Genomic DNA, 26917 nt, shown 5'->3' on the forward strand with positions numbered 1-26917 from the left:
TCATGCGGCGGCCTTGGCCTCGGTCAGACCAAAGAGTCCGAACAACTGCGCGCGCGCCTCGGTGAAGGTCACGCGCTCGGTGCGATTCTGGCGCACATAGTCCTCAAGCTTGTTGCGCATGGCCACCGCCTCGTCAAGCACTGGGTCAGCGCCCTGACGGTAGGCGCCGACGGCGATCAGGTCGCGGTTCATCTCATAGGTGGAGGTGAGATTGCGATAATGATGCGCAGCTTGGCGATGCTGATCGTCGATCAAGGAGTCCATAACGCGCGAGACCGAGGCACCGACATCAATGGCCGGGTAGCGCCCACGCTCGGCAATGGCGCGCGAGAGCACCACATGGCCGTCGAGGATGGCGCGCGCGGCATCGACGATGGGATCGTTCTGGTCGTCACCCTCGGCAAGCACGGTGTAGAAGGCCGTGATGGAACCGCCGCCCTTGTCGCCATTGCCGGCGCGCTCCACCAGTTGTGGTAGACGGGCAAAGACGGACGCGGAATAGCCTTTGGTGGCCGGCGGCTCGCCGATGGCCATGGCGATCTCGCGCGCGCCCTGGGCAAAGCGGGTTAAGGAATCGACCAGCAGCAGCACATTGAGCCCTCGGTCGCGAAAATACTCGGCAATGGCGGTGGCCACCCAGGCGCCGTGCTGGCGCAGCAGCGGCGGTTGATCGGCCGGCACCGCCACCACCACGGTGCGCTTGCGCGATTCGACATCGAGAATGTCATGAATGAATTCGTTCACCTCTCGGCCGCGCTCGCCGATCAGCCCGACCACGATCACATCGGCCTCGGTATGCCGGGTCATCATGCCGAGCAGCACGCTCTTACCCACGCCACTGCCGGCGAACAGGCCAAGGCGCTGACCACGGCCGACCGACAGCAGGCCGTTAAGCGAGCGGATACCGACATCAAGCGGCGTGCGCACCGGGTCGCGCTTGAGCGGGTTGATTGGCCGGCCCTCAATGGAAATATGGTCGGATGCACGGATGCGGCCCAGATCATCGAGCGGCTTGCCGTTGGCATCAATGACGCGCCCAAGCAACTCGGGGCCGACGCCGATCAGCCGCGCCTGCTCCAGTGGCTCGATGCGCGCGCCGGGCGCGACGCCTTCAAGCTTGCCCTCGGGCATCAAAAAGGTCTTTTCGCCATGAAAGCCGACCACCTCGGCCAGCAGTCGCTCACCGCTGGCGGTGTGAATGGCTGCGCGCCCGCCCACTGGCAGGCGCACGCCCTCGGCCTCGAGTGTCATGCCGACCATGCGCGACAGCCGTCCCTCCGGCAGTGGGTCGGGCACCCGCGCGACCCGCTGTTGGGATTCGCGCAGGCGCTCGCGCAGGCCCCGGGTCAGCTCGCTGCCGCGCTGCTCGCGCAGATGTTGGATGTTATCGGTCATGACTGAGGTCCTTCGCTGAGGGGCTCGGCTGCGGCAGCTGTGCGTTCGCCACCGTCGTCTGCACTATTGGTTTCAATCCCGGAACCGTCGACTTCAGTCCCGCCAACGTCGGTTTCAGTCCCGGCACTGTTCGCGCTCCGAGAATCTGACGGGGAGGATTTGGACACTTCTGTAACCTGTTCGTGCTGGTCGGCCTGTTCGCCTTGGTCACCTTGGTCGTCTGATTCGCCCTGATCACCCTGGTCGGCCGGCGGACGGCTGAGCTCGCCCCAGATGGCATCCACCGCTTGCGCGATGCGGGTCTCGACACTGGCGTCGATACGACTCGGGCCGGCTTCGACCAAGCAGCCGCCGCGGGTCATCTCGCTATCAGCAAACCAGCGGATGCGCTCGCCCTGATCCTCTGCATAGGTCTCGACCACGGCCAGATCCTCGGGGTTGACCCGCACCCGCACCTCGGCATGGCGCGCCGGTAGTTGCTCGAGCGCCTGATGCAGCACGCCGCGCACCAGCTCGGCACGGCTGTCAAGCTCGGCCATGATCACGCGTTGGGCCAGGGTGGTCACCAGCGTCAGCAACTCGGGCTCGATATCGTCAGCAGCCGAGGCGAGTGGATCAGACAGCTCTTGCGCAATGCTCTCGAGCGCCGCCACGGACGCCTTGAGCTCGCGGTCGGCGCGCGCCTGGGTTTCCTGCTCCGCCTCACGTTGACCGCGCTCGCGGCCTTCCTGATAGCCTTTCTCGAAACCGGCGGCATGCCCCGCCTCACGCGCGGCTTCCTCAATCGCGGCCACTTCCGCAGCCGTCGGCAGATGGTGCTCGACTTCCGGCTCTTTTGGTGGTAGCTCGCCGAAATAGGGTGGCTCCCAGGTCTCGACGTCAAAGTCGTCGGTCTGCTCGGCCCACATGATTTCGTCGACAAAGGCGGCCTGGGCCGTCACAGCATGGCCTCCCCGCCCTTACCGCCAAGTACAATCTCGCCGGAGTCGGACAGACGACGCGCAGTGGCAAGGATTTCTTTCTGCGCGGACTCGACATCGCTCAGGCGCACCGGGCCCTTGGCTTCGAGGTCTTCGCGCAGCATCTCACCGGCGCGCTTGGACATGTTCTTGAAGATCTTGTCTCTGAGCTCCTCGTCCGCGCCCTTGAGTGCGACCACCAGCACATCGGTGGAAACCTCGCGCAGCAGCGACTGGATGCCACGATCGTCGACCTCTATCAGGTTGGCGAAGACGAACATCAGCTCCTGGATACGCTCAGCCAGATCCTCGTCGACCTGGGACACGCCTTCGATGACCACGGCCTCCTTGGAGCCGTCCATGTAATTGAGAATGTTCGCTGCGGCCTGTTCGCCGCCGATCATCGATGACTGCGCGCTGCTCTTGCCGGCGAGCTGGGCTTCGAGAATTTCGTCGAGTTCCTGCAGCGCCTGGGGCTGCACGCCATCGAGCGTGGCGATGCGCAGGATGATGTCCGACTGCATGCGGTCGGGCAAAAACAGCAGGGTCTCGGCCGCCTGATCGGGGTCGAGATGGGACATGACGATGGCGACGATCTGCGGGTGCTCATTGCGGATCATGTCGGCGATGGAGCGCGCGTCCAGCCATTTGAGCGCCTCGATGCCCTTCGAATTGCGCCCGAGCAGGATGCGGTCGATGATGCCACCGGCCTTGTCGCCAAGCGCGTTGGTGAGCACCGAACGCACATATTCATCCGAGCCGATGCCCAGCGAGGTCTGATCCTGCACGGCATCGGAGAATTGCGCGAGCACATAGTCGACCTGGCCGCGCGAGACGCGCTCAAGCGAGGCCATGGCGGTGCCGACCTTCTGCACCTCCTTCGGCCCCATGTGCTTCATCACCGAAGAGGCGGCGCGCTCCCCGAGGCTCATCAGGAACACGGCGGCCTGCTCGGGCCCCGTGAGCTTTGTCGGATCAGTTGCCATCATTCACACCCAACCAGGTTTTCATCACCTGCGCGACGCGTTTCGGATCTTCTTCAACCATTTGCCGCACGGATTCAAGATCGAGCTGCTGCTGATCGGGCCCCTTGGGACCTGTCAGCGCGGCGATGGCCGAACTTTGCTGCTGGCTCAGAGAGACCTGGTCCTCGTCTTCCTCGTCATCATCGTCCTCGTCGTGCGCGACCAGATCGGTACCTGCCGGCGCGCCAAGCAACTGCTTGACCCCAGGACGAACCACGGTGAGCAGCACCAGGATCGCGAGCAACAACCCGGCGACAAGCTTGGCCAGATCGATGAACCAGGGCTGCGTCCAGATTGGCACCGCCGCTTCGAGTTCGTCATCGCCGGCGAAGGCTGCGGAGACCACATTGATGGTGTCGCCACGCTCCTCGTTGAAGCCGACCGCCTCGCGCACCAGGGCGCGAATACTCTCGAGCTCGGCGGCCGGACGCGGAACGCGGGTGACCTCGCCTTCCTCGCCAGTCTGCTCCATATAGTCCACCACCACGGCGGTGGACATGCGCTTGATTGCCCCCGGCATCTCGCGCACATGCGCGATGGTGCGATCTACCTCATAGTTGCGCGTGCTGTCGAGACTGCGGCTCTTCGGCGTTTGCGTCTCACCGTCGGCGGCAGCCGCATCCGCGCCAAGCTCGCCGCCTGCGGGTGGCTGGTTGGTCAGTGCACCCGGAACGCCCATGGGCCCGAGGTCGCTGCCGATGCGTTCTTCCTCGCTGATCTGCTCAGAGCGCAGCGCGGTGCGGTCGGGGTCGAACATCTCCTCGGTCCGCTCGACGCGAGAGAAATCCAGATCCGCGGCCACCTGCACGCGCATCCCTTCGGGGCCAAGTATCGGCTGCAGCAGGGAGCGCACGCGCTGCGCGTAGGTATCTTCCAGCTTGCGGGTATAGTCTAGCTGATCAGCGTTGGCATAGAGCCCCATCTCGTCATCGTTGTTGGTCATCAGACGACCGGTCTGATCGACCACGGTGACGGCGTCGGGCTCCAGGGCCGGCACGCTGGAGGAAACCAGATGCACAATGGCCGCCACCTGGGCGTCGCTCAGCTTGCGGCCAGTGCGCAGATGCACCACAACTGATGCAGTCGGTGGCTTGCGCTCGCGAATAAAGACCGAGCGCTCTGGCTGCGCCAGATGCACGCGCGCGAGCTCGACCGGATCAAGCGCGGCGATGGAACGCCCCAGCTCGCCCTCAAGCGCACGCTGGTGACGGGCGGATTCCATCAGGCGGCTGGCGCCGAAGCCAGAATCTTCCTGCAGCAGCTCGAAGCCGATATCGCCGGATTTCGGCAGTCCCTGGCCAGCCAGCAGCAGCCGGGTCTCGGCGATTCGCTTCTCGGGGATTTCAATCTGCCCGGTCTGGCCCATGCGGTTGCTGACCTTGTAGGGCACGCCCATCTGACCCAGGGCTTCCATGACCTGTGCCGACTCGGTGTCGTCCATCTGCGAGAACAGCGGCGCGTAGGTTGGGCGCAGCGCCCAGAACAGCACGCCGGCGATCGCCACCAAACCACCCGCGATCAGTCCGAGCAGCGCGAGCTGCCGACCCGCTGGGAGCGCAGTAAAGTTTCTTACACCCGTTGAGAGCCGTTCCGTCAGTGCCGCGGCCATGGCTGTTTATCTCCGTTGCGTCGGTCAGCAATCAGACCGACATGCGCATCACTTCCTGGTAGGCCGTCAGCAGACGATTGCGGACCTGGTTGGTGGCCTCGAACGCGAGGCTGGATTTACTCATGGCGACCATGACCTGCGGCAGGCTGACGTTGGAGTCGCCCAGCTCAAAACGGGTTTGGAGCTCTTTGGCGTTCTGTTGCAGGCCATTGACCGCGCGCAGGGAGTCAGTCAGGGTCTCGGCGAAATTGAGCTCGTTCGTGCGCGGCTGGCCCTCGGTTGACTGAATGCCGCCGGTGGACTCGACGCCCTCGAGCTTGCTGGTCTGCGCCAGCGCGCGCATCTGTTGCAGAACACTTTGAATTTGCATCTCGCTCATGGCCCACCTCCAGCTTATTTCAATCAGAAGATAAGCAAAGTGGATGCCATGTTCGCAGTCCTATTCAAAACCGGTGCAACTCAGGCGGCCGGAATGCGAACGCCGGCGTCGCGCAGACGCGCGAGCTTGTATCTGAGCGTCCGCGGGCTGATCCCCAGCCGGTTTGCCGTCTGCTTGCGGTCGCCGCCGGCTGCCGCGAGAGTGTCAAGAATGACGCGAATTTCCTGCTGCTGGAGCTGCGACCCCAGGTGCAGTGACGGATTTTCGACACTTTGCGCCCCGCCCACTTCCTCAGCATCCGCTTGCAGCCAGTCGGCGTCGAACATCAAATCCGCTGCGTCCAGCTCCTTGCCCCGCGCCAGTACGCAGCTGCGCTCCATCAGATTGCGCAGCTCGCGCACATTGCCTGGCCAGTCGTGCGCGCGCAGGCGCTCGACCGCGGCAGCGCTCAGGCCGGTGACACGTCCGTGCGAGAGCTCATGCGCGAAGGCCTGCGCCAGAGGCAACAGATCATCAGCACGCTCGCGCAGTGGCGGCAGCCGCAGCGGAAACACATTGAGCCGGTAGAACAGGTCCTCGCGCAGCAGACCCTCGGCCAGCGCCTCGCGCGGCAAGCGGTTGGAGCTCGCCAGCACGCGCACATCCACCGGCTTGGGCCGGCGCCCGCCCAGCGGCTCGACCTCGCGCTCCTGGAGCACACGCAGCAGTTTGGCCTGCAGGCCGAGCGGCATCTCGGTGATTTCATCCAGCAACAGGGTGCCGCCATCGGCAGCGCGGAACTTGCCCAGACGTGCCTCGCTGGCACCGGTGAAGGCGCCGCGCTCATGACCAAAGAGCGTTGCCTCGAGCATATTCTCAGGCACTGCGGCACAGTTGATCGCCTCGAAGGGGCGCGCGTGCCGCGGCGAGCGACGGTGAATTTCGCGCGCCAGCACCTCTTTGCCGACGCCGGATTCGCCAGTCAGGAACACGGTGGCGCTGGAATCGGCGATGCGTTCGACCAGATTAAGCAGCCGTTGCATGCCGGGGCTCTCGGCGATCAGCGGCGGACCCTCCGACACCTCTGGCTCGGGCGGCGTTTTCACCAGCGCCCGCAGCCATTGCGTCAGGGCCGCGGCCTGTGCGGGCAAGACGAAATGCTGCCCCGCGCCGGCTCTAAGCGCCGCCAGCAGTGCATCCTGACTCGCGTCCAGCAACAGGCTCGCGGTGCGCTCAGGCACCATGGCAGCAGCGCCGTCGGCGGCCAGGGCGCGAATCGGATCGGCCAGCAGCCACAGGCGCGGGTGCTGACGCGCGCTCTCAGCGGCGATGCGCTCAACCGGACAGGTTTCGAGATGAATTTTCGGGATCGCGGCCAGCACCGACACCAGATGATGTCTGACCGCCGGCGACGGATCGACCAGAAGAAGCGTGGCTCTGCTCATGGGAGTCCTTTTGCGATCAATGACGCAGAGGACTAATGCAAATTCAAAGCCAAAAACAGCAAATTCAACGCCAAAACCAGCAAATCCAGCGCCAGAGCCCCCACCAGACGCACTTTGGCCGCGGTGGAGCACCACAGAAGCCGAGGGTATGGCGGAATGTTTCGGCTTCAATCCAAGGGCTGCAGGCACCAGGTGTCAGCGCTCCGACGCCTCGGGCGTTTCCTCGCGCTCGAGGCCGAACTTGCGCATGCGCTCCACCAGAGTGGTTCGCCGCATGCCTAAGCGCCGGGCCGCGCGCGCCACTACAAAGCCATGCTCTTCAAGCGCGGACAGGATCATGCCGCGCTCGAGGTCGTTTAAGTACTCGCGCAGCTCAACACCCTCCGGCAGCGCGTTTTCCGCAGCAGTGGCAAGACCGACCGCAGGAACAGCCCCGGCAGCGGGATCGGGATCGGCGGCGAGAACAGCAGCTGGCTCGGCTGCCGGCAGCACGGCCGCGGCGACCTCCTCGGGCCGCACCCGCGGCGGCAGCTGCGGCAAATCGACCAGCTCACCCGGATACATGATGGAAAGTTGCTCGAGCAGATTGGCGAGTTCGCGGATATTGCCGGGCCACTCGAGCTCGCTCAGATGCGCGACCACTGCCGGGGTGAGCAACGCGGGCTCGGTGCCCTGCTCCTTGAGCCGCTCGTGCAAGGCTTCGATCAGCAGCGCAATGTCGCTGCGCCGCTCGCGTAACGGCGGCAGCTCGATGGGAAAGACATTGAGCCGGAAGAAGAGATCCTCGCGGAAATTCCCGTCGGCCACCGCCTGGTCGAGATTGCGATGGGTGGCAGAAATCACCCGTGCGCTAGCCGGCAGGGATTTGTTCGAGCCGACCCGCTCGAAGGTGCGCTCCTGCAACACGCGCAGCAGCTTGACCTGCATCGGCAGCGGCATGTCGCCGATCTCATCGAGAAAGATGACCCCGTCCTCGGCGAGCTCGAAGCGTCCGGTGCGCGCGGTGAAGGCACCTGTGAAAGCGCCCTTTTCATGGCCAAACAATTCGCTTTCGAGCAGATCGGGCGGAATCGCGCCACAGTTGACCGCCACGAAGGGCTTGTTCGCGCGCGCGGAGGCGCGATGAATAGCCCGCGCGACCACCTCCTTGCCCGAGCCAGTCTCGCCTAGAATCAACACCGTGGCCTCGGTGCGCGCCACCTGGGTGATCAGGCGCCGCACCTGCTGCATGGCGGGATGGCGCCCGCGCAGGTCATCGCTGTCCTCAATGGCAGCGTCTTGCTGGTTCCGAATCCATTGCAACAAACCGATGACCGCCCCCGGGGTGAGGGGACTCGCAACGACCGCAACGCGCTTGTCGGAGAACGTCGAATCAGCCGCCGGCTGGCAGATGATCGGAAGGGTGCCGGCAAGCGCATCGACCACCGCGCGCAAGGTCTCGTCGGCATCGCACAGCCAAAGCGCGGACAAGCCCTTGTCGGCAAGATCGGCTGCACCGCGCGGAGATTGCGCCAGCACAACCGGCTCAAGCCCAAGAAAATCTAGCACATTGGCGGTTACTCTCGTCTGATCCCCATCGCCGCAGAGGCCGATGCGCAGTTGCCGAGCGCCCGTCATCCTAGTGTCAGACATGCGCCAAACCAAGCCTCGCACAGGACCGCCTGAATAGTCGCTGGCATGACTGCCCGCCTGGGGAGCCGCCTACATGCCTGCCTGAATGAAGGGAATAATCCCTGGATCGCGCTTGGGCGGGTGTCCGAATACCCGCGCCGCGCGCTGATGGACTCGCGCATACCGTTGCTCGTTCCGATGCCGATTAAAAGAGGTTCCCGGGCGCCGACGGATGCCAGATTACCGCATCGGAGCCGGCGCATCACGCCAAAAAATGCTATACCTGATCACAACTATAGACCGAAAGCGGATGAATTTTGGGAGAATATGCATTTCAATCGCAATTCACCCTGGCTCCAGGCCGCTGTCGCCGGCCGCGGGCGGCTGACGGCGGCGCGCGATTTCGCGCCGGTGCAGGCGGAAAATCCAGCGACCGAGCGCATCGCGCAGCACGGGATCGAGCGGCATCCAACGTGCACCGCAGGCATCGCCCCGGCACTCCAGCCCGTCAATACCCAGCACCAGGGGCAAGGGCAACTGTGGCGAGGGATAGATCGCAAGGCGATTGTCCCGCGCGCTAATCACGCCCGCTGCCAGCACCAGCCCGCGCGGGCTGAGCCTTGCCGGCCGCGCTGGCGGCAGACGCTCGCTGAGGACGTTCCCAAGCAGATGCATCAGCAGGTCCAGCTTCAGCTCCAGGCGCGCGCAAGCGTCTTGGGGTTTATCATCCACCCTCAACGATGGCAGTGCGGATTCGACCACCGCCAGTGCGTCCAGCAAACGCGCAGCGAGCCCCTGGTCCGTAATCTCGGCGCCGGTGGGTCCCAGCGGCAAGCTGACCGCAAACGCCAACTCAGAGCCCAGACAGTTGTCCCAAGCGGAAGCGGAGTCCAGAGTATGTGGCGTCACACGCGCCCCCATCGGCCGACGCGCGCTGGAGCGCGCTTACCAAACTGCGGGAGTTTGCGCGCAGCCAAGCACAAAAACCCTTCGGATTGAGGTAACATCATGCACCCGATAAAACACAACGAATCACTGCAACCGGATGATTACGAGCCCATGCTGTCAAGTATCACCAATAGCTATGAGCAACTGGTGCTCGATCAGATTTTCCGCATCTCCGATGAGGCCTTCCCCGAGCCACCCGATTCGGACCTGCTCGCCGACATCATGTGCCTGGCACTGAATCAACTGCCGGCTCGCTATGTTCGCCACAGCGTCGACTTCTCGGCGCATCTTAGCAGCAGCGACAGCCACGCCATTCGCGAGCAGGTCGCCGAAGCCGTCGCCAAGGCAATCGACACCATCAACCGGCGCCGGACAGGGGAACGTTGAGGCACCCGCGCCGCTCGCGTCAGGCCAGATCGGACCGGGCCAGAGCGCATCAAGCCTGATCGCGCCAAGCCAGTTCGCGCCAAGCTAGATCGCATCAGGCCGGCTTGCGTCAGCGCGGGCATGATCAAGCCGCTCAATCACGACCGCGACCGCCGGTTTTCGCCGCTGGCGCTGATCCAGCCCCAGACGCCGGCTGATCCGCGAACAGATCGCCATGCCCCCCAGTGGGCGGCGAGGTCGATGGCCCCGGCAAGCCGAGGTGCTGGTAGGCCAGCAGCGTCGCTACCCGCCCCTTGGGGGTGCGCATCAGGTAGCCCTGTTGAATCAAGTAGGGCTCGAGCACGTCCTCAATGGTGCCACGCTCCTCGCCGATGGCGGCGGCCAGGCTTTCAACGCCTACCGGGCCGCCGGCGAATTTTTCGATCACCGCACCGAGCAGACGCCGGTCCATGTGATCGAAGCCTTGCTGATCAACCTGCAGCATAGCAAGCGCCCGATCAGCCACCGCGCGATCGATACGCCCGTCAGCCTTAATCTGGGTATAGTCGCGCACCCGGCGCAACAGCCGGTTAGCGATCCGCGGGGTGCCGCGCGCGCGCCGAGCAATCTCGCGCAGGCCCTCGGCATCGCTTTCGACCGCAAGAATGCCGGCTGAGCGACGTAGAATCTCGGCCAGATCGGCAGCGGAGTAGTATTCGAGTCGCTGCACAATGCCGAAGCGATCGCGCAGCGGCGAGGTCAACAAGCCAGCGCGGGTGGTGGCGCCAACCAGGGTGAAGGCCGGCAGATCGAGCTTGATCGAGCGCGCCGCTGGGCCATCGCCGATCATAATATCGAGCTGAAAGTCCTCCATCGCAGGATAAAGCACTTCCTCGACCACCGGGCTCAGGCGATGGATTTCATCGACAAACAACAAGTCGCCGGCATCCAGATTGGTCAAAAGCGCCGCCAGATCGCCCGCCTTTTCCAGCACCGGCCCCGAGGTCTGGCGCAGATTCACCCCCATCTCGTGGGCAAGAATATGTGCCAGCGTGGTCTTACCCAGCCCGGGAGGCCCGAAAATCAGCGTATGGTCCAGCGCCTCGTCGCGCCCACGGGCTGCGCCGATGAAAATCTCCATCTGCTCACGCACCGTCGGCTGGCCGATGTAGTCGGCCAGCCGACGTGGGCGCATCGCGCGGTCGAGCGCCTGATCATCGGAACTCGCAGCAGGGGCGATCAGGCGGTCGCTGTCATCCATAAGCCATCGAACAGCAAAAACCTATCTTCGCTAGCCCAAGCAAGGCCGGAGACCAAGCAATCGTCGCATTCACTGCCGACTCAGTCAGCCGCCCCCGCACTCGATCAGCCATCGGTGTCGAGCTCCGGGTTGGGTTGCGGGCGCGGGGGTCTTGGCAGCAGGGATGCTGCCATGAAGCCTACAGGGATGTATTCACGGCGTCCCCCGCGACCGCGACCCAACCCGGAGCCGGAAGTCACCACCCAATCAACCAGACCTACCACCGGACTCATACCGAACCCCTCAACCGCGGATCAAAGGCATCCCGCACCACGTCGGCGAGCAGATTGGCCGCCAGCACCAGGCTGAACATAAACACAAAAGCCGCCGCCAGCGACCACCAGACGATAGGATCGCGCGCCAGCTCCAGGCGGGCGCTATTGATCATGTTGCCCCAGCTGTTCATGGTCGGGTCCACGCCGATATTGACATAGGAGAGCACAGCCTCGGCCAGCACCAGGCCGCTGAAGTCGAGCACCAGGGCGATCATCACAATGTGCAGCACATTTGGCAGGATATGGCGGGCGATGATGCGCGAATGCCGCACCCCGAGCGCCGTGGCCGCCTGCACATAGTCAACCTCGCGCAGCTTAAGTGATTCGCCACGCAGCAACCGGCACAGACCAGTCCAACTGGTCACGCCAAGAATGATGCACAGAAACAGCAGGCGCAGATCGGCGCGCTCGACGATGCTGTTGAACTCATCGCCGTGATTGGTCATGTAAACCTGCAGCATCAGAATGGCCGCGGCAATCAAGAGCACGCCCGGGATGGAGTTTAGTGTGGTGTAGAGATATTGAATGACATCGTCAGTCAAGCCGCGGAAATAGCCGGCCATGATGCCCAGAATCACCGCCGCCGGCAGCATCACCAACGTGGTCAGGGTGCCGATCACCAGCCCGGTGCGGATGCTCTTCAGGCTCTGATAAAACACATCCTCACCCACCTTGTCGGTACCGAGGATGTGATACTTCAGCGCCAGCTCACCGGCGATGAAGCTCAAGATCAGCATCACCAGCAGCGTCCAAAAGGCCACCCGCCAGGGCGCGTACTTAGATTCCTGCCACAGCCGCCGCAGCTCGACACCAAAGGGCTGGCGCCGACGCCAGGCGCGCCAGCCCAGCCAAACAAGCGCGATGGCCGTCCAAGCAATCAATGCCTTAACCAACCCAAGCAGCGAGGAGATCAGGATATCCCGACCACGCCCGCTTTCCGGGTCGCGCAAATGCGCACCGCCATATTTGAGCCTAGGATAGGCACGCACCACGCTGCCATCCGGCTGATCGCCTGATTTGATCGAGACGGGCTCTTTCACGAACAGATGGGTCGCGAAAGGCGCAGAAAAGGTCTTCTCCTCACGCTCGCGCAGCGGGCTGAGCCAGAGATCAAGCAGCGAAATGATCTGCGTCGAATAGACTGGTGCCTCGTTTTGTTGCGTCTTTGGCACCGCATCCGGCTCTTCCTTCTCAAAAGCCACCTCCTTCTCAGACGCTTCCTCCGCCCCGGGCGAACCCGCTTCGCTCAGCTGCGCCGCAGCCGTGCCGGTTCCAGGTGAAGTCTCCAACCGCGGATGAAAATGCACCGAGTCCATTAGCCCGATAGCAACATAAAAGCTCAACACCACCAGCGCCGCCGCCGCGACCCGTGAGCGCCCGACCTGTCGCCAAGGCTCGGTCAGATGCGGATGATGCCCGGCATAGACAGCAAAACCAACCGCCACCGCAATCAGCAGAAAAATCAGCGCATCGGTCCAGAGGATTACCAGCACAGCACAGCTCCCTCGACCCGGGCACCCCGCGCGCGACAGCCTCTAACGCGCATGGTCGCGGCTATCCCGAAAAATGAATCCATGAGATGCAAGGCGACCACCAACCACTGATCAAGAATCACCCTCTTCACGACAAGCGCACCCGCGGATCAACCAGCGTGTAGGAGATGTCGGTCAGGATCAGCCCCAGGATATAAAGCACCGAGCCGAGAAACACCATGGCGCGCACGATGGCGAAGTCCTGACGGCTGATGGCGTCGATGGTATAGCTGCCCAGGCCCGGCACGCCGAAGAAGGACTCAGTGATGAGCGCACCCATGAATAGCAGCGGCAGCACCGCCACCACACCGGTCAGGATGGGGATGAGCGCATTGCGCAGCACATGGCGAAAGAGCACCACCCGCTCGGCCAGCCCCTTGGCGCGCGCGGTGCGCACATAGTCACGGTTGATCTCTTCAAGGAAGAAGGTCCGATACAACCGGGTGCCGCCGCCGATGCCGGCGATCACGCTGACGATCACCGGCAGGATCAGGAATTTGATCGCCTCCAGGCCGGTGTCATAGCCGGAGATCGGCACCAGATGCAGCAGCTTGCCGATCAAAAACTGCCCACCGATGATGTAAAACAGGCTCGAGATCGACATCATGGCCACCAGCAGCACCACGCTGCCGACATCAATGTAAGTCGCGCGGAAAAAGACGATCATCAGTGCATAACTGATATTGATGGCCAGCCCCACCAACAGCACCGGCACTGCGATAGCCAGACTTGGCCACATGCGCTGGGAGATGTCGTTGCCGATGTCGCGCCCGCTGTCCGAGGCACCAAAATCAAAGGCAAAGAGCTTGAGTGATTTTTGAAAAAAAATCGTCTGAGTCAGTACGCCCAGGCCATCAGCCTGCGGATTGACGAACAGCGGCTGGTCATAGCCATGCTCGACCTTCCAGGTGTCTATCGCCTCTTGGGTGACCCGCTTGTCACCGAGCTGCATGCGCGCCATGTCATCGGGCGAGTTGACCACGAAAAAGAGCGCGAAGGTGATGAGGTTCACCCCGATGAGGATCGGCAGCGCATAGGCCACCCGGCGCAGAATATAGGCCATCATAGGGCGCGGCTCCGTTCGCGCCGGCGCGCCATCAGCCAGGCCGGCAGGGCACCGAGCACCAACACCAGCGCCAGCAGCCCGAGCGGCCAGAGCACGGGCGGATTCCACGCCAGACGTTGCTCTGCGCGCAAGTCGGGATTCAGGCTGCGATACTTCAGGGTGTTATTAGCCATCAGATTCGGCTTCACATTGCCAAGCCACTGATGGTACAGGCTATAGGACTTGGGAAAGAAACCAAAGGCTATCGGCGCGTCGCGACGCAGGATCTCGGTCATCTCATCAATCAGCGCCTGGCGCTCGGGGGTGTCGTCCATCACCCGCATCTGCTCGAACAAGCGGTCGAACTCAGGGTTCTGGTAATTGAAGGCGTTCTCCCCGCCCTTGACCTTGGCGTTGGGACCATAGAGCAGAAAGAACAGATTTTCCGGGTCCGGGTAGTCGGCATTCCAGCCCCACATGAAGATTTGCCCGGTGCCCTCGCGCATTTTGTCCTGGAAGCGATTGTAGTCGGTGGCGCGCACGACCAGCTCAATGCCCAGCTTGGCGAATTGCTTGCGCATCCAATTGAGGCGTGCCTTGCCGTCGGGGCCGGCGTCCATGGCCTCGTAGTAGAGCGTGAGTGGGCGGCCGGTTTTTGGATCACGTCCATCCGGGTAGCCGGCCTCGGCCAGCAGCACGCGGGCCTCGGCGATGGGCTTGCGCCGGGCCTGAGCGTCGATCCAGTCGAAGACAAAGGGATTGAGCCCGGCGCGCCCATCGCAATGCCCGTAAATGCCCGGCGGCAGCATGCCCTGAGCCTCAATGCCGCGACCATTGGCGAAAATGGAAATGTACTCGCCAAAGTCCACCGCGATGGCAATGGCCCGGCGCAGCAGGCGCGCGCGCTCGGAGTCGCCACCCAGAACAGGGTCGAGCATGTTAAAGCCCATGTACCAGATACTGGTATCCACGGCGGTCGCGAGCGCGATGCCCTGGGCGCGCATGTCCTCGGTCAGCTCGGCATCGCCACCGGCGCTAAACTGAATCGCCTGATCGAAGGCATCGGAGGCAATGCCGGAGCTATCGTAGAAGCCCTGCAGGAACTTGTTCCAATAGGGGATGCTTTCTTTCTCCAGCGCGAAGATCACGCGCTCCACCAACGGCAACGGCTTGCCGGCATCCTCAAGCAAGCCGGCTTCCCGGTCCTCCTCCATGCCCTCGGCCGGGTAAGTCTCACCATGAAAATGGGGGTTGCGCGCAAGCACCATCCGCAGGTTGGGATTGTTCTCGCTCAGCATAAAGGCGCCGCTGCCGAGCGGATACCAATCGAGCGAAATGTTGCGTTCGGCCAGCCCAGGATTTGCGTAGAAGGCCTCCGCCTCCCAGGGCATGGGGCTGAAAAACAGCATGGCCAGCCAATACTGAAACTGCGGATAACGCCCCTTGATGCGGATGCGATAGCTGTAGCGGTCGATCACCTCGGCGCCGGCAAAGGGCACCGCGCGCAGATCAAAAAAGGGGCGTTCACCATCCACGGGGGCAGGAGCTGCCTCGGCCAGGCGTTCGCTCAATTCGGCAAAATCGAGGATATGTTTCTTCATCAGCCCGGCGATCGGCGAATGCAGCCAGGGCGCAGCCAGACGCTTGATCTGATACACATAGTCTGCGGCGGTTAGCTCGCGGGTGCCGGTTTGCGGGAAATCACCCAGGTCCTCGATGCCACGCAGATCTGCGGGCGAGAGGTCATGGTAGAGATAGCCCTGGCCGGGCGACGCACCCTCGTCCTGCGCGAGCGCCGGATGCGGCTGATAGCGAATGCCTGCGCGGATGCGAATGCGATACTCGCTCAGAGCAATTTCATCGGCCGGCGCCGAGTCCGTCAGCTCCTTGCCCTCGGCGTCGAAATAGCGCACCTCAGGCATGGATTGCGCCGTCAGCGGCACCAGGGTGTAGGGGCGTTTGAGAAAATGATACTGCAGCGGTGGCTCGTAGATTTGCCCGATAAAGGCATACTCGTTACTGCTGTAAGAGCGCACCGGGTCGAGATGCTTGGGCTGCTCGGAAAAGGCGCTGTAGACGATGTCCGCGCGCGCCTCATTGGCCGGATAGGGGTTGTTCCATGCGCTGTCGCCGCAGCCGCCAAGCCCTAACGCGAGCCACCCCAGCAACGCCAGGGTGAGTCCCGGTGCTTTTATCCGCCCCAGACTTTGGGTAATGTGACGAGTCGATTTCACGCGCGCAATGATCGCACCCCTGGCGCCAACTGACCAGCGCCGACTGGCAACCGAACGCCGCCCGATCGCCAAAATGGCCATCGGGTGGGTCGTGCGGAACTGACAAGCCCAGGGGTGCGGCAGCGCGAATTCAAACCTCCGCACAACAGAGACGGGAAACCATGGGATTTTTAGCAGATAAGCGCTTTTTGATCACTGGCGTTGCCAGCAACCGCTCCATCGCCTGGGGGGTGGCTCAGGCCATGCATCGCGAGGGCGCACAACTGGCCTTCAGCTATCAGGGTGAGAAACTGCGCGGGCGGGTCGAGGACCTGGCCGCCAAGTGTGATTCATCCATCGTGCTGCCGCTTGATGTCGCAAGCGATGCCGAGATCAATGCCTGCTTCGAGCAACTTGCCGGGCACTGGGACGGGCTCGACGGCATTGTGCATTCCATTGCCTTCGCGCCCAAGGAGCAGCTTGAAGGCAGCTACATCGATGCGGTGACGCGCGCGGGCTTCACTAGCGCGCACGAGATCAGCGCCTACAGCTTCGCCGCCCTGGCTAAGGCGGGCCGCGCCATGATGGCCGGGCGCAATGGCGCACTGGTCACCATGAGCTATCTGGGGGCGGTGCGCGCGGTGCCGAATTACAACGTGATGGGCGTGGCCAAGGCGAGCCTGGAGGCCAATGTGCGCTACCTGGCGGACTCCCTCGGCCCCGAGGGCACTCGGGTCAATGCCGTCTCCGCCGGGCCAATTCGCACCCTGGCCGCGGCTGGTATTTCGGATTTCCGCTCGATGCTCAAGCAGGTGGAAGAGCGCACCCCGCTGCGGCGCAATGTCACCATCGATGAAGTTGGCAATGCTGCGGCTTTCCTATGCTCCGATCTTGCCTCAGGCATCACCGGAGATGTGCTTTACGTCGATACCGGGTATCACATCCTCGGGCTAGGCTAGTCGCTGACGGGTGCGGCCGTTTGCAGCGGCCGGATCGCCAAAGGCCGCTGGGCTGTCCGTTAATGAGGACAGCCCGAGCTGCCTTATTCCGCCGGCTCTGACTCGAGCGACTTGCGCTCAATCTTGGCGTTGGCCTCAAGCCCAGCGACGAAGTGGCTAAAGTCCGAACGCCCTAGGCTCTGCGTCAGCACCCGCGACTCGCCGGCACGGGCCTCGCTGCTCAGCGCATCGACAGCCCCGTCCTCGACAGCAGAAACACTGATCACATAGGCATCGCCATCGATATTGGTGGCGGTCCCGACACTGGAGCGCGCATCTGCCGGGCGCGGCAGCAAGAAGGCCTCTTGCGACACCGCACTTGGCACCTCGGCCGATTGGCGCTCGACCAGACCCGCGGATTCCACTGAGTAGGTCTCGCCGGCAACTTCGGCCAGGCCGTCTCCCTGCTCGATGCGCGCGGCCATGGCCTCGGCGGCTGCAAGTGCAGCATCGGCTGCCTGACGTTCGCTCAGCAGCCCGGCGATCTCATCGCGCACTTCCTCGAACGGGCGCGCGGCTTCCGGTTGATGCTCATCAACACGCAATACCAGCGCTTCCAGACGCTGAGGATCGGGCTCGATCAGCTCGCTGTTGTTGCCCATGTTCAGCACTTCCTCGCTGAAAGCGGCGTTCATGACCTTGGGACTGGCGAAAAGGCCTTCGCCGCCATCGCGGGCGATCCAGTCGCTGGTCTGCACCTCCAGCCCCAAGTCCTCCGCGGCTGGGATAAGGCTATCCGGGACCTCGTAGGTTCGGGTCGCGAGGCGCTCGGCATAATCGTAGAAGGCCGCTTCGCCGGAGCGCTCCTGCAACTCCTTGCGCAAGTCATCGGCCACCTCTTCGAAGGCGGGCGTCTGGCTTGGCTCAATCGCTGTGACCTCAAGCAGGTGATAGCCGAAGCGACTGCGCACCGGCTCGCTCAAGGTATTGGCTGGCAGACTGAAAACCGCCTGCTCGAGAACCGGATCGAGCATGCCGGGCTCAATCTGCCCAAGGCTGCCGCCCTCCTCGGCCGAGACGGGATCATCCGAGGCCTCCTTGGCCAAAGCCGCAAAATCCTCACCATCAAGCAGGCGCTCGCGCAGGGTCTGCGCCTTGGTCCGGGCTGCCTCCATTGCGGTCTCATCGGCATCGGCCGGCACGGCAATCAGGATGTGGCGCAGCTCACGCCGTTCTGGCGTTTGCAAGGTCTCGGCGCGCTCTTCATACAGGGCACGCACATCGGCCTCGCTCACCGCCTGATCGGCGCCGAGGGTCTCGGGCGATAGCAGCAGATAACTGAGCTTGACCTGCTCCGGGGACTTGAAGCGATCGGGATTCTCGGCGTAGAAGGCGCGCAATGCCTCCTGGCTCGGCGGTTCGTCCGGCGCGAAATTGGCCTTGGGTACCAAGATATAGCTGATCTCACGCTGCTGGCGAATCAAACGGATGCTCTGATCGACCTCCGCAGCAGTGGCAAAGGCCGTGCTCTGAACCGCCCGTTCAAGCTGACCCTGCAACAGGCTCAGACGCAGATTTTGCTCAAAACCGGTCGGCGTCAGCCCCTGATATTGCAACACTTGCGCGTAGGTGGCTTTATCGAAGCGGCCGTCTTTCTGAAAGGCCGGCTCCTGAGCGATCGCCGAGCGCAGCACGGCATCGGCTACACGCAGGCCCAGAACGAGCGAGGCATCCAGCAAGACCTGCGTCTGGATCATTTGCTCGAGCACTCGCGCGCGCAGACCCGCGCCCTCGAACAATGCCGGGTCATAGGCATCTCCGAGGCGCTCGCGCATATCCATGCGGGTGCGCTGGACGTTCTGATCAAGCTGTCGCTGGGTGATCTCAGTGCCATTGACGGTGGCGACTTCAGGCTCCGAGCCGACGCCGAGGTAGGACTGAATCCCCCAAAGCGCGAAGGGGATGCTGATCAGGATCACTATCGCCCAAGCAACCCAGCCTTGGGCGCGTTCACGAATCTCGAGAAGCATGATGTGATGATTGGCTCTTGCGAGGCGCTGACGGCGCAGCGCGGACGGAACATTGGTTTTTCAGGCCGGCGCTGTGTGCTTTACCCACGGGTACCGGACACAAACAAAAACGGGGTATCCGACCGGATACCCCGCAATTTTGACGTCAAGCAGTGCAATATTCCGAGTGTGCGCTCCTCAGTCCGTTACTTTGCAGCTGCTTGCTTGCGTGTTGGCGGAGTGGACGGGACTCGAACCCGCGACCCCCGGCGTGACAGGCCGGTATTCTAACCAACTGAACTACCACTCCATAAACTTTACTGTTCTCAATTAACCTTCGGCCGGCAAGCATAAAACCCGGCGCCAAGTCGTGGGACTTGAGTGCCTGAGCAACGCAGCTGACCTAGATAGGCGACTGGTCTGGATAAGGCCTGAGAAGCTTCGGTCTATCAGCAGAAGACGATCACAACTGTGGTGGGTGCTGCAGGGATCGAACCTGCGACCCTCGCCTTGTAAGGGCGATGCTCTCCCAGCTGAGCTAAGCACCCTGTTTGAAAAACTGGGTTCCAAAAACCGGGTTCGAAAAACTGGGTTCCAAAACGGGCGACCCTACAGATACAACCCAAGGCGACTAAAGCCGGCTATTTTATCGCATCCTTGAGTGCTTTGCCAGCCTTGAAAGACGGCGATTTAGAGGCGGCAATCTGAATCGTCGCTCCGGTCTGCGGGTTGCGGCCGGTTCTGGCTGCGCGCTCCTTGACCGTGAAGTTACCGAAGCCAATGATGGAGACGGTGTCGCCCTTCTTTAGCGTGTCAGTAATGGCGTCGATCAGCCCGTCTAACGCTTTTGCGGCCGCTGTTTTTGGAATATCGGCCGTCTCGGCCATGGTGTCGACTAGTTCAGATTTATTCATTCTTCCCCCGATTGCCTATGCTGTTTCGAGAATGCCCTCTCAAGCCCGCACTTCGACCCGTCGGACCCACCGTGGCAGATGCGTGGCAGATGCCAAGATCATGTCTCCCCCAAGGTCATCACGGGCCGTCATGTCGTCAGCCAGCCAAGAGAGGCGGTTGAACAGGTGCGCGCGCATTGCACGGCTCTGCTGACGTGGGCGATTGTTGTTGAGATCGCCGCCACCTGTCAAGCCGCAAAGTAGGCGAGATGCACGAGACACCAAAGACCGATGCGTGGTGTCCAGCAGCGCGATTTTCAGCATGAGCTCGCATTGCGTCCGCTGTGACGGCACAAGCCATGAACAAAAATAGCGGGTTTCGTTGCCGCATTGCATTCCCTGGAGCATCACCTGAACTGTGGCGCAGCGCACAAGTCAAGAAGACTTCTCGCGATCACCTCAGTGATGGGTGCGAACCCCTTCGGGCGAGCGCTTGGACTCGGCAGCCTCCGGCGGAACAGCCTCATCCGCTTGCACCTCATCATCGCTGCTGACCTTTGGACGCGGCGTCTCTGTCAATGCGTACTCTAACACCTCGTCGATCCAGCGCACCGGACGGATATCCAGGTGTTGCTTGATGTTCTTGGGAATCTCGACCAGGTCGCGTTCGTTTTCATGCGGAATCAGCACCCGCTCGATGCCGCCGCGGTGCGCGGCCAGAAGTTTTTCCTTCAGCCCCCCGATCGGCAGCACCTCGCCACGCAGGGTAATTTCGCCTGTCATGGCCACCGATGACAACACCGGTACCTTGGTCAAGGCCGACACCATCGCCGTGCACATGGCCACGCCAGCGCTTGGGCCGTCCTTGGGCGTTGCACCCTCGGGTACATGAATGTGCAGGTCGAACTTCTGATGGAAATCGCTATCGATGCCAAGCGAATCGGCACGACTACGCACCACCGTCAGTGCAGCCTGGATGGACTCCTGCATCACATCGCCAAGCTGGCCGGTGTAGATAAACTTGCCCTTGCCGGGCACCAGTGCAGACTCGATGCGCAGCAGCTCGCCGCCTACCTCGGTCCAAGCCAAGCCGGTTACCTGGCCAATGCGGTCATGTTCATCGGCACGCCCGAAGCGGAAGCGTTGAACACCAAGATACTTTTCCAGACTCTTGGGTGTGACGACAATGGCGGAGTCGCGCTTCTTCAACAAGACTTCCTTGACGACCTTGCGACAGACCTTCGACAGCTCACGCTCAAGATTACGCACGCCGGCTTCACGGGTGTAATAGCGGACGGTATCGCGCAGGGACGATTCGCGAATCGACAATTCGTCACGCTTGAGCCCGTTGTGTTTCATCTGTTTCGGGAGCAAATAGCGCTCGGCGATATTGATCTTTTCATCCTCGGTGTAGCCCGAGAGGCGAATCACTTCCATGCGGTCAAGCAGCGCTGGTGGAATGTTGAGCGTGTTGGCCGTGGCGACGAACATGACCTCGGACAGATCGAAATCGACCTCAAGGTAATGATCGTTGAAGGTGTGGTTCTGCTCCGGGTCGAGCACTTCAAGCAGCGCCGAGGCCGGATCGCCACGGAAGTCCATCGCCATCTTGTCGATTTCATCGAGCAGGAAGAACGCATTGCGCGAGCTAGCCTTGGCCAGGTTCTGGATGATCTTTCCCGGCAGCGCGCCGATGTAGGTGCGCCTGTGACCGCGAATCTCCGCCTCATCGCGCACGCCGCCCAAGGACATGCGCACAAACTTGCGGTTGGTCGCGCGCGCGATAGACTGGCCGAGGGAGGTCTTGCCGACTCCGGGCGGACCAACCAGGCATAGGATCGGCCCCTTGAGCTTGCGCACGCGCTGCTGCACGGCGAGGTACTCAAGGATGCGTTCCTTAACCTTCTCCAGGCCGAAGTGATCGGCGTCGAGCACGGATTCCGCCACACGGATATCATTACGGATGCGAGTGCGCTTCTTCCATGGCACCGAGACCAGGGTGTCGATGTAGTTGCGCACCACGGTCGCCTCGGCCGACATCGGCGACATCAGCTTGAGCTTGTTAAGCTCGCCTGTGGCCTTTTCATGCACGTCCTTGGGCATGCCGGCTTCGTTGATGCGGCGGCCGAGATCCTCAAGCTCGTTGGGCGCATCCTCGAGCTCTCCGAGCTCCTTCTGGATGGCCTTCATCTGCTCATTGAGGTAGTACTCGCGCTGGTTTTTCTCCATCTGCTTCTTGACGCGCCCACGAATCCGCTTTTCCATCTGCAGGATGTCGTTCTCGGCTTCCATCAAACCCATCAGGTGCTCAAGCCGCTCCTGAATGCTGACCATCTCAAGCACACGCTGCTTTTCATCGAGTTTGAGCGCCATATGCGCGGCCATGGTGTCGGCCAGGCGGCCCGGCTCGTCGATACTGGCGAGCGAGGTCAGAACCTCGGGCGGAACTTTTTTGTTGAGCTTGACGTACTGATCAAACAGCGATACCGCCGAGCGCATCAGCACCTCCTGCTCGCGCTCATCAGCCGTGAGCTGCTCGCGCAACGGCAGTGCCATGGCACCGAAGTAATTATCGGTGCTGATGAATTTGGTCGCCTCGGCGCGATGATTGCCCTCCACCAGCACCTTCACGGTGCCGTCTGGCAGCTTGAGCAATTGCAAGATGTTTGCCAGGGTGCCGATGCGATAGAGATCCTTCACGCCCGGGTCATCGACATCGGCGTGCTTTTGCGCAACCAGCAGAATCTGCTTGTCGCTGGTCATGGCGGCGTCGAGGGCGGTGATGGATTTCTCGCGCCCGACAAAGAGCGGAATCACCATGTGCGGGTAGACCACGACATCGCGCAACGGCAGAACGGCAACGTCTTGCGGGATTTGGGTGGTGTATCTTTCCGGAGAGGGAATCTTCGCCATCGGTGCGGTTCTCGCTGTCTTCGCGCTCCCACCGGCGTCACGCGAACGCCGGCAGCGGCTGTGGTATGGATATCAGCGCAGATCAGGGCATCCGCGCCTAGCTTCAACAGCGACACGGTATCGGCCGTGCCCGAGCCGCCTTCCCAAATCGTCCCCAGGCCGCGTCAGCGGCCGTTATTGGGGGTTACTTTTGGGAGTCGCCTTTTGTGGTGCGGGGGCGCTCCTGGGATTGCCCGGGGGATCAAAAGCAGAACGCGATGCAACTGTTACGCGGACTCGTCGGATGCCACCATTGATTCCCCACCTTCGTAGAGGACGAATGGCGGATTCTCGCCCATGATGACCGAGCGGTCGATGGTGATTTTGCTGACGTTCTCCATCGATGGCAGATCGTACATGGTATCTAGCAAGGTCTGCTCCATGACGGTCCGCAGCCCGCGCGCGCCGGTCTTGCGTTCCATGGCTCTGGTCGCAATCGCATTCAGCGCGTCCTCGCGCAGCTCGAGATCGACGCCCTCCATCTCGAACAGGCGCTTGTATTGCTTCGACAGCGAGTGCTTGGGTTCAGTCAGGATGCGCACCAAGGCCTTTTCGTCGAGCTCCTCAAGGGTGGCCATGACCGGCAGGCGCCCAACAAACTCCGGAATCAGTCCGTAGCGAATCAGGTCCTCTGGCTCCACCGAGCTCAGCATCTGGCTCAACTGCTTGTCGTCGTCCTGGCTGTGGACCTCGGCCGAAAAACCGATGCCGCCCTTTTTCGAGCGGGTGCGAATGATGCGATCGAGCCCGGCGAAAGCACCGCCAACAATAAACAGAATGTTAGATGTATCGACCTGCAGGAACTCCTGCTGTGGGTGCTTGCGCCCGCCTTGGGGCGGCACCGAGGCGACCGTGCCTTCGATCAGCTTGAGCAGGGCCTGCTGGACGCCCTCGCCCGAGACATCGCGGGTAATCGACGGGTTATCCGCCTTGCGCGAGATCTTGTCGATCTCATCGATGTACACGATACCGGTTTGCGCCTTCTCGACATCATAGTCGCACTTCTGCAACAGCTTCTGGATGATGTTCTCGACGTCCTCACCGACATAGCCCGCTTCGGTCAGGGTGGTCGCATCGGCGATGGTGAAGGGCACATTGAGCAGGCGGGCCAGGGTTTCCGCCAGCAGCGTCTTGCCGGAGCCGGTCGGGCCAATCAGCAAGATGTTGCTCTTGGCGATTTCGACCTCGTCCTTGCCGCCGGAGAGCTCCATGCGCTTGTAGTGGTTGTAGACGGCCACCGAGAGCACCTTCTTGGCGTGCTCCTGCCCGATAACATACTGATCGAGGCTGTCATTGATCTCGCGCGGCCTTGGCAGCTTGCTGGTTGCCTCACCCGCGGTCTCCTGCATCTCCTCGCGGATGATATCGTTGCACAGATCGACGCACTCGTCGCAGATGAACACCGAGGGGCCGGCAATCAACTTGCGCACCTCGTGCTGGCTCTTGCCACAGAAGGAACAATAGAGCAGTTTTCCGTCGTCGTGCTTGTTTCCGCTCATAGCTAAAAGACCGTCTCGAACCGATGGTGCCACGGGCTTGGCCGAGCCCGCGACATGGATTCCAACGCGGCGTCCGCGCGAAGCGGGCGCGCGCCATTACATTGCAGGCGTCCCATCATAGCGACTTGCCAGCAGATTACCAAGGCGAATGCACGCACCCGCGCTACTTGCGGGATTTCTCAAACGGCTGCCTTTGGACTTCCGCAGTTGGATTTCCGCATCAGAATTGCTGGGCCAGGACCGCTGGATCAGGACTTCTCGGGCGCGGCGCGCTTATCGACCACTTTGTCGATCAGGCCGTACTCGACGGCCTCCTCGCCACCAAGGAAACGGTCGCGGTCGGTATCCTCGCCAATTTTTTCGATCGGCTGGCCGGTGTGATTCGCCAGGATGCGGTTGAGCTGCTCGCGCAGTTTGAGGATCTCGCGGGCATGGATGTCAAAATCCGACGCCTGTCCCTGAAAACCACCCAGCGGCTGATGAATCATCATGCGCGAATGCGGCAGGCAGTACCTTTTACCCGCCGCGCCACCGGTGAGCAGCAACGCCCCCATGCTAGCTGCCTGCCCGACGCACATGGTGCTGACATCCGGGCGAACAAAGCACATGGTGTCGTAGATCGCCAGCCCTGCGGTCACGGAGCCGCCCGGGGAGTTAATGTACAAATGGATGTCCTTGTCCGGATTTTCGGACTCCAGAAACAACATCTGGGCAACGACCAGATTGGCCGTATGGTCATCGACCGGACCGACCATGAAGATCACCCGCTCCTTGAGCAGCCGGGAGAAAATGTCGTAGGAGCGCTCACCGCGCGCGGTCTGCTCGACGACGATGGGCACCAAACCAAGGCCCTGGGGGTCCCAGGCGCCGCTTCCGCTAATAGCGCGCTCCATGTGGCGTTAACTCCTGCGAAGTACTCGCGTCATCATTGTGTAGGATCGACCTTGGATTGCGGCCCGTTCAGGGCCTGACGGCCAACGTCTTGCTGACTGGATGATTACTGACCCGAATCGGTCAGCTCGAAGAAGGACTTGGGCTCATCCTCCACCTTGGCCTCTGCGAGCAGATGGGCGACCACCCGCTCCTCAAGCAGGGATGCCTTCACCTGAGACAGGCGTTCCGCGTCGGCCAGATAGTAGTTGATGACTTCCTGCGGCTGCTCGTAACCTGCGGCCAGATCATTGAGCTTGTTGCGCACCGCCTCATCATCGATGCTGAGCTTGTGGTGTTTGACAACCTCGTTGATCAGCAAGCCGATCGCGACCCGGCGCCGCGCGGTCTCCGCGAAGAAAGAATCCGGCAAGGGCAATGGCTGGTTGTTGACCGACTTTGCCAGCGACTGACGCAGCGCCCGCGCCTCCTGATCGATCAGCGACTGTGGCAAATCGGTCGGATTGGCCTCCATCAGCGCATCCAGCGTGCGGGTCTTGACGGCCTCATCAATGCGCTGGCGAATCTCGCGTTCCATGGTCTCGCGCAAATCCGCGCGAAAATCCGCCATCTCGCCGTTCTCAACACCCATTTCGCGGATGAATTCCGCATCCACCTCGGGCAGTTTGGGCTCTTCGACCTTGTGAATCCGCACATCGAAGTGCGCCTGCTGCCCGGCCAGATGCGTGCCGTGATAATCATCAGGGAAAGTCAGGTCGAAGCTGCGCTCATCGCCGGCAGCGGCGCCGATCAACTCGTCCTCGAATCCGGGAATCATGCGATCGATGCCAAGCTCCAGCGCAAAATTCTCCGCCGTCCCGCCCTCAAACGGCTCCCCGCCGATGCTCCCCTGGAAAGACATCGTGGCCTGATCGCCCTTTTGCGCACCGCGCTCAACCTCCACCCACTCACGCCGCTGCTGGCGCAGGCGCTCGATCATTTGATCGATGTCGGCATCGGTCACCTCCGCCGCCGGGCGCTTGATCGTGCTGTCGGCGAGGGATTTCAGCTCGACGACCGGAAACACCTCAAAGCTGGCCGTGTAGGCATAGCGGTGGGCCTTCTGATCGATATCCGGCTTGATGCTCGGCATTCCGGCAGGCTGGAGCTCTTCCTGCCGCACCGCGTCAGGAAAGCTGCTTTGTACCATTTCGCCGAAGACTTCATCGCGCACCTGATCGCCATACTGCTGGCGCAGCACCCGCACCGGCACCTTACCCGGGCGAAACCCCGGCACTCGCGCCGAGCGCGCAAAGCGCTGCAGGCGCTTGTCGATCTCCGCCTCGATATCGTCCGCAGGAAGATCCACGCGCATCTCGCGCTTCAGTCCCTCCCCAGCCTGCACAGATACTTGCATGAATCCTTGTCTCCGTCACAGCGCCGCAATCGGGACAGCGCCCAGCGGCAGATGCAAAACCGTGAACTATAACCCGGACCCCGCTCGCGCTCCAAACGAAAACCGCCACATCCCGAAGTTAAGGATATCGATTGGTACCTTGTCCCGGTTTGCCGATACCATTCCACTGGAAAAGCAGACGTGACCAGAACAAAAACAAGCCCATTCCATCGCGATGTCAAAACTCTGCCATGGCACACAACCGGCAAAAATTGGAGA

General features: G+C 62.1%; 20 protein-coding genes and 2 tRNA genes. 2 read left to right on the forward strand and 20 right to left on the reverse strand.

The window, feature by feature from the left end; all coding sequences use genetic code 11:
- From Thiosp_RS21745 to Thiosp_RS21780, 8 genes are all read right to left on the reverse strand, one after another.
- Entirely contained in the window at positions 1-1395 is a 1395-nt protein-coding gene (locus Thiosp_RS21745) for a FliI/YscN family ATPase (RefSeq protein WP_201068786.1), read from the reverse strand.
- Complete coding sequence (locus Thiosp_RS21750; protein WP_201068785.1) at positions 1392-2336, reverse strand: FliH/SctL family protein; 945 nt, start codon at positions 2334-2336, stop codon at positions 1392-1394. The genes Thiosp_RS21745 and Thiosp_RS21750 overlap by 4 nt, the downstream gene beginning before the upstream one ends.
- On the reverse strand, positions 2333-3343 hold the full coding sequence (gene fliG, locus Thiosp_RS21755; RefSeq protein WP_201068784.1) for a flagellar motor switch protein FliG: 1011 nt from the start codon (positions 3341-3343) through the stop codon (positions 2333-2335). Before fliG ends, Thiosp_RS21750 begins: the two co-directional genes overlap by 4 nt.
- A complete protein-coding gene (gene fliF / locus Thiosp_RS21760) occupies positions 3330-4988 on the reverse strand; it encodes a flagellar basal-body MS-ring/collar protein FliF (protein WP_201068783.1) in 1659 nt (552 codons plus the stop codon). Before fliF ends, fliG begins: the two co-directional genes overlap by 14 nt.
- A 31-nt stretch (positions 4989-5019) precedes the next feature.
- Positions 5020-5367: a flagellar hook-basal body complex protein FliE gene (gene fliE / locus Thiosp_RS21765; protein ID WP_201068782.1), complete on the reverse strand. Its 348-nt coding sequence runs from the start codon at positions 5365-5367 to the stop codon at positions 5020-5022.
- Between the two features lie 80 nt (positions 5368-5447).
- A complete protein-coding gene (locus tag Thiosp_RS21770) occupies positions 5448-6791 on the reverse strand; it encodes a sigma-54 interaction domain-containing protein (RefSeq protein ID WP_201068781.1) in 1344 nt (447 codons plus the stop codon).
- 195 nt (positions 6792-6986) lie between these two features.
- Positions 6987-8423 (reverse strand): sigma-54 interaction domain-containing protein, encoded by a 1437-nt coding sequence (locus Thiosp_RS21775; protein ID WP_201068780.1) that lies wholly within the window; start codon positions 8421-8423, stop codon positions 6987-6989.
- A 324-nt stretch (positions 8424-8747) separates the two neighbouring features.
- Complete coding sequence (locus tag Thiosp_RS21780) at positions 8748-9311, reverse strand: PilZ domain-containing protein (RefSeq protein ID WP_201068779.1); 564 nt, start codon at positions 9309-9311, stop codon at positions 8748-8750.
- A 99-nt stretch (positions 9312-9410) separates the two neighbouring features.
- On the opposite strand from Thiosp_RS21780, the gene Thiosp_RS21785 reads away from it, so the two are divergent.
- Complete coding sequence (locus tag Thiosp_RS21785; protein ID WP_201068778.1) at positions 9411-9737, forward strand: late competence development ComFB family protein; 327 nt, start codon at positions 9411-9413, stop codon at positions 9735-9737.
- Between the two features lie 133 nt (positions 9738-9870).
- Here Thiosp_RS21785 and ruvB read toward each other — a convergent pair whose 3' ends face one another.
- The 4 genes from ruvB to Thiosp_RS21805 all read right to left on the reverse strand — a co-directional run bounded on the left by ruvB (position 9871) and on the right by Thiosp_RS21805 (position 16102).
- A complete protein-coding gene (ruvB, locus tag Thiosp_RS21790) occupies positions 9871-10977 on the reverse strand; it encodes a Holliday junction branch migration DNA helicase RuvB (RefSeq protein WP_201068777.1) in 1107 nt (368 codons plus the stop codon).
- A 268-nt stretch (positions 10978-11245) separates the two neighbouring features.
- Positions 11246-12784: an ABC transporter permease gene (locus Thiosp_RS21795; protein ID WP_323696701.1), complete on the reverse strand. Its 1539-nt coding sequence runs from the start codon at positions 12782-12784 to the stop codon at positions 11246-11248.
- A 127-nt stretch (positions 12785-12911) separates the two neighbouring features.
- Positions 12912-13889: an ABC transporter permease gene (locus Thiosp_RS21800; protein WP_201068776.1), complete on the reverse strand. Its 978-nt coding sequence runs from the start codon at positions 13887-13889 to the stop codon at positions 12912-12914.
- On the reverse strand, positions 13886-16102 hold the full coding sequence (locus Thiosp_RS21805; RefSeq protein ID WP_323696702.1) for an ABC transporter substrate-binding protein: 2217 nt from the start codon (positions 16100-16102) through the stop codon (positions 13886-13888). Before Thiosp_RS21805 ends, Thiosp_RS21800 begins: the two co-directional genes overlap by 4 nt.
- 161 nt (positions 16103-16263) lie before the next feature.
- On the opposite strand from Thiosp_RS21805, the gene Thiosp_RS21810 reads away from it, so the two are divergent.
- Positions 16264-17040 carry an enoyl-ACP reductase FabI gene (locus Thiosp_RS21810; protein WP_201068774.1) on the forward strand — a complete coding sequence of 259 codons (777 nt, stop codon included), beginning with the start codon at positions 16264-16266 and terminating at the stop codon, positions 17038-17040.
- Positions 17041-17123: 83 nt separating this feature from the next.
- On the opposite strand, the gene Thiosp_RS21815 is transcribed toward Thiosp_RS21810, so the two are convergent.
- The 8 genes from Thiosp_RS21815 to tig form a co-directional block, all read right to left on the reverse strand.
- Entirely contained in the window at positions 17124-19049 is a 1926-nt protein-coding gene (locus Thiosp_RS21815; protein ID WP_201068773.1) for a SurA N-terminal domain-containing protein, read from the reverse strand.
- Positions 19050-19261: 212 nt separating this feature from the next.
- Positions 19262-19338: transfer RNA gene (locus Thiosp_RS21820), tRNA-Asp, on the reverse strand.
- A 162-nt stretch (positions 19339-19500) separates the two neighbouring features.
- A tRNA-Val gene (locus Thiosp_RS21825) sits at positions 19501-19576 on the reverse strand.
- 93 nt (positions 19577-19669) lie between these two features.
- A complete protein-coding gene (locus Thiosp_RS21830; protein ID WP_201068772.1) occupies positions 19670-19942 on the reverse strand; it encodes an HU family DNA-binding protein in 273 nt (90 codons plus the stop codon).
- 438 nt (positions 19943-20380) lie between these two features.
- A complete protein-coding gene (gene lon / locus Thiosp_RS21835) occupies positions 20381-22834 on the reverse strand; it encodes an endopeptidase La (RefSeq protein ID WP_201068771.1) in 2454 nt (817 codons plus the stop codon).
- A gap of 266 nt (positions 22835-23100) precedes the next feature.
- Positions 23101-24372: an ATP-dependent Clp protease ATP-binding subunit ClpX gene (gene clpX / locus Thiosp_RS21840; protein ID WP_201068770.1), complete on the reverse strand. Its 1272-nt coding sequence runs from the start codon at positions 24370-24372 to the stop codon at positions 23101-23103.
- 248 nt (positions 24373-24620) lie between these two features.
- Positions 24621-25265, reverse strand: coding sequence for an ATP-dependent Clp endopeptidase proteolytic subunit ClpP (clpP, locus tag Thiosp_RS21845; RefSeq protein WP_274607971.1), 645 nt, complete (start codon positions 25263-25265; stop codon positions 24621-24623).
- 104 nt (positions 25266-25369) lie between these two features.
- The gene (gene tig, locus Thiosp_RS21850; protein ID WP_201068769.1) at positions 25370-26659 is read right to left on the reverse strand and encodes a trigger factor; all 1290 of its coding nucleotides are present in this window, start codon (positions 26657-26659) and stop codon (positions 25370-25372) included.
- Positions 26660-26917 lie beyond the last annotated feature (258 nt).

It is taken from the genome of Thiorhodovibrio litoralis (assembly GCF_033954455.1).
GTDB lineage: Bacteria > Pseudomonadota > Gammaproteobacteria > Chromatiales > Chromatiaceae > Thiorhodovibrio > Thiorhodovibrio litoralis.